Below are 3,529 nucleotides of genomic sequence, written 5' to 3' on the forward strand. Positions count from 1 at the left end.
CCGGCGAATGAGCCATCGAGATCGACGACGTGGAGGTACTGCGAACCCGCCTCGGCAAACAGCATGGCCTGGGCGGCGGGGTCATCACCATAGACGGTGGCCCGGGCCATATCGCCCTCGGCCAGGCGAACCACTTGTCCCTGCTTCAGGTCGATGGCGGGAAATACGATCATGGCTTCCACTCCAAAAACCGCTCCAGCAGGGCCAGGCCATAGCTCTGGCTCTTTTCCGGATGGAACTGCACGCCGGCGATATTGTCCCGCGCCACAGCGGCGACCAGGCCGCCGCCGTGATCGGTCATCGCGGCGACATCGGCACCGTCATCGGGCACGAAATGATATGAGTGCAGGAAGTACGCTTCGCCCGCTTTGATCAGGCCGCTTGCCGGGTCTTTCAGTCCCAACGCAACGTCGTTCCACCCCATGTGCGGCACCTTGATAGCCGGATCAGTGCGTTCCATCAGGCGCACTTCGCCGCCGATCCAGTCTAGCCCTGGAGTGACGCCATGCTCCAGCCCGCGTGAGGCGAGAAGTTGCATCCCCACGCAAATGCCCAGGAACGGCGCGCCGCCGATGCGCACCCGCTCGGTCATGGCTTCCACCAAGTGCGGAATGGCCCGCAGCCCTTCGGCGCAGGCCTTGAATGAGCCCACGCCGGGCAGCACGATCCGGTCCGCCGCGCGCACCACGTCAGGGTTGGCGGTTATCTCCACCCGTTCCGCCCCGGCAGCCTTCAGCGCGTTCGCCACGGAGTGCAGGTTGCCCGCGCCATAGTCGATCAAGGCCAGCACCTCAGACATGGCGTGTCTCAGCCACCCAGCTGGCCCTTGGTGGACGGCACCGCATCGCCCTTGCGCGCGTCCAGTTCCACCGCAGAGCGCATCGCGCGGGCGAACCCCTTGAAGATCGCTTCGCAGATGTGGTGGTTGTTAGTGCCGTAAAGCAGCTCGATATGCAGCGTGATGCCCACGGCCTGCCCGATCGAGTGGAACCAGTGCTCGACCAGCTCGGTGTCCAGCTCACCCAACTTGGCCTGCGTGAACGCTGCCTTCCACACGAAGTAGGGCCGCCCGGAAATGTCCAGCGCCACGCGGGCCAGCGTCTCGTCCATCGGCGAATAGGCCGAACCGTAGCGCCCGATCCCCCGCTTGTCGCCCAACGCCTGCGCGATAGCCTGCCCGATCGCGATCGCGCTGTCCTCGCACGTGTGGTGCTGGTCCACGTGCAGGTCGCCCACCACGCGGCAGCTGATGTCGATCAGCGAGTGGCGGCTGAACTGCTCCACCATATGGTCCAGAAAGCCGATCCCGGTCGAGACGTCATAGGCCCCGGTGCCATCGAGGTTCACCTCGACCGCGATGTCGGTTTCGTGCGTTTTTCGGGCTATTCGTGCGGTGCGCATAGCCGCGCCTATACGCGGTGATGGAACAGAATCAATCGCCGCTCGTCTTGCGTTTATGCTGCACCGCACCGCAAATAGCTCCTCATGGCGTCGAAAAGCGTCTTCGATTGTTGAAAAGACCTGTTCTGCCGGGTTGACCGCCTGCGACTCGATGCGCAGTGAGAACCCATGAACGACACCCCGCCCGATAGCCTCATTCCCTACGACGAAATCGTACAGGAAGCCCTGCGTGCCGTGGTCGGCCGTGTGCTGGGGCAAGTCGTCGCCGGTGGTGGCGTGCTTCCTGGCAACCATCACTTCTACGTCACTTTCAAGACCGGCGCGCCCGGCGTCTCCGTGCCGCCCGAGTTGCGCGCACGCTTCCCTGACGAGATGACGATCGTGCTGCAGAACAAGTTCTGGGATCTTGTCGTCACCGACGATTCCTTCGGCGTCGGCCTCAGCTTCAACCAGATGCCGGCCAAGCTGCACGTGCCGTTTTCCGCCATCACCGCCTTCGTCGATCCGGCGGTGGATTTCGGCCTGCAGTTCCAGGCGATGGGCGCGGATGAGCATGAGGACGAACACGACCCGGACAACGACGGTTCGGAACGGGACGATGCGCCGCGCATTACTCCGGCTGAAGATGGCTCGAACGTCGTCTCGGTGGATTTCGGCAAGAAGAAGTAACGCGGGCTCCCGGCCCGGGATGGGTTTGGACATGGGCAAGATCAAACTGGGCGGCAAAGCTCCGAAGCTATCCTCGAAGGGCGAGGACGCAGCGGTTGCGGCCAAGCAGAAGCTGAAGCAGGCGTTGCCTCGCGATCCGCTGGAATTGAACGGGCCCAGCCCCAATCCCGCCACCAACTTGCTGATCGCCGATCTCGCCCTTCGCTCAACCACAATGCTGGCCAGCCGCGCGGTGCAGCGTCGTCTGCTCGGCACCAAGTACCCGACGCGCAAGGCAGCGGCGATCCTTCGAGGGCGCACTTTGCGCGAATCGATGTTCCATGCCCTGGTGGCGCGGGTCGCCACGCGCTCCGTCCCCGGTGCGATCATCGTGGGCGGTGGCTTGCTGGCCAAGACGCTGTTCGATCGCGCCAAGGGCCGGCAGGCGAAGCATGAGGGTGACGAGAAGTTGCAGGAAATGGCGCGCGACGGCGAAGAGTGATCCGCTGCATGATCGTGCTCGCGACGACATCTTTTCGGAAGCAACCCCGGTCTTGATTTGATCGGCCGCCCTCGCCATCAGCGGGCATGACCACCGCCCAGCCCACCATCGCCGTTCCCGATTCCGACGCCCTGCATCGCCGTGGGCTGATGTTTATCCTCTCCTCGCCATCGGGCGCGGGGAAGACCACGGTATCGCGCATGCTGCTGGAGCGTGACGCGCGGCTGCGGATGTCCGTCTCGGTCACGACGCGGCCGCCCCGCCCCGGCGAAATCGATGGGCGCGATTATATCTTCACGAGCCAACCCGGCTTCGATCACATGGTTGAGGAAGGTGAATTCCTGGAATGGGCCCAGGTGTTCGACAACAGCTACGGCACGCCAAAGGCCGAAGTGAAAGCCGGGTTGAAGGACGGGAAGGACTATCTCTTCGACATCGACTGGCAGGGCACGCAGCAGCTCTATCAAAAGATGCAGGCGGACGTGGTGCGCGTGTTCCTGCTGCCGCCCAGCATCGACGAACTGCGCCGCCGCCTGACCTCCCGCGGCACGGACAGCGCCGAAGTCATCGCCGCCCGCATGGAGCGCGCCAAGGCCGAAATCAGCCACTGGGACGGCTATGACTACGTGATCGTCAACGACGATATCGACGTCTGCTTCGCGAAGGTGACGCAGATCCTGGCCGCCGAGCGCATGCGCCGCGCCCGCCAGACCGGCCTCATCCCCTTCGTCCGCGAACTCACCGCGCCCGACGCTTGAGAGCGCGAGCGGAGCAGCCCTGCCTCGCCAGCCCGCCACTCGCCAGCCCTCCTCGCCACCCCCTTCGCCCGCGCGCCCTTGTCCTCAGGCGATGCAGCGGATAGGCGCTGGCCCGCCTGTTTCAGATAGCCAGAGAAGAGCGTCAACCATGTCCGAACTCCAGTCCGCCATCGAAGCCGCATGGGACGCGCGCGATACCGTCTCCCCCACCAGCGCCGAC

Annotated in this window: 6 protein-coding genes; 3 read left to right on the forward strand and 3 right to left on the reverse strand. The window is 64.5% G+C overall.

Features of this window, described 5'->3' with window-relative positions:
* The 3 genes from ACHWRX_RS05420 to hisB form a co-directional block, all read right to left on the reverse strand.
* Positions 1 to 173 (reverse strand): HisA/HisF-related TIM barrel protein (locus tag ACHWRX_RS05420; RefSeq protein WP_394658382.1); only part of this gene is annotated, 173 nt, incomplete at its 3' end.
* Positions 170 to 799 carry an imidazole glycerol phosphate synthase subunit HisH gene (gene hisH, locus ACHWRX_RS05425; RefSeq protein WP_183616726.1) on the reverse strand — a complete coding sequence of 210 codons (630 nt, stop codon included), beginning with the start codon at positions 797 to 799 and terminating at the stop codon, positions 170 to 172. The genes hisH and ACHWRX_RS05420, both read right to left, overlap by 4 nt.
* Before the next feature lie 8 nt (positions 800 to 807).
* On the reverse strand, positions 808 to 1,401 hold the full coding sequence (gene hisB, locus ACHWRX_RS05430) for an imidazoleglycerol-phosphate dehydratase HisB (RefSeq protein ID WP_058736068.1): 594 nt from the start codon (positions 1,399 to 1,401) through the stop codon (positions 808 to 810).
* A gap of 168 nt (positions 1,402 to 1,569) precedes the next feature.
* Here hisB and ACHWRX_RS05435 point away from each other — a divergent pair, with 168 nt between their 5' ends.
* The 3 genes from ACHWRX_RS05435 (at position 1,570) to gmk (ending at position 3,309) form a co-directional block, all read left to right on the forward strand.
* Positions 1,570 to 2,070, forward strand: coding sequence for an SspB family protein (locus ACHWRX_RS05435; RefSeq protein ID WP_058736067.1), 501 nt, complete (start codon positions 1,570 to 1,572; stop codon positions 2,068 to 2,070).
* A gap of 31 nt (positions 2,071 to 2,101) precedes the next feature.
* Positions 2,102 to 2,551, forward strand: a complete 450-nt coding sequence (locus ACHWRX_RS05440) for a hypothetical protein (RefSeq protein WP_394658381.1) — start codon at positions 2,102 to 2,104, stop codon at positions 2,549 to 2,551.
* Between the two features lie 86 nt (positions 2,552 to 2,637).
* A complete protein-coding gene (gene gmk, locus ACHWRX_RS05445) occupies positions 2,638 to 3,309 on the forward strand; it encodes a guanylate kinase (protein WP_058736065.1) in 672 nt (223 codons plus the stop codon).
* The last annotated feature ends 220 nt before the right edge of the window (positions 3,310 to 3,529 follow it).

This window comes from uncultured Novosphingobium sp. (assembly GCF_964277725.1).
GTDB lineage: Bacteria > Pseudomonadota > Alphaproteobacteria > Sphingomonadales > Sphingomonadaceae > Novosphingobium > Novosphingobium fluoreni.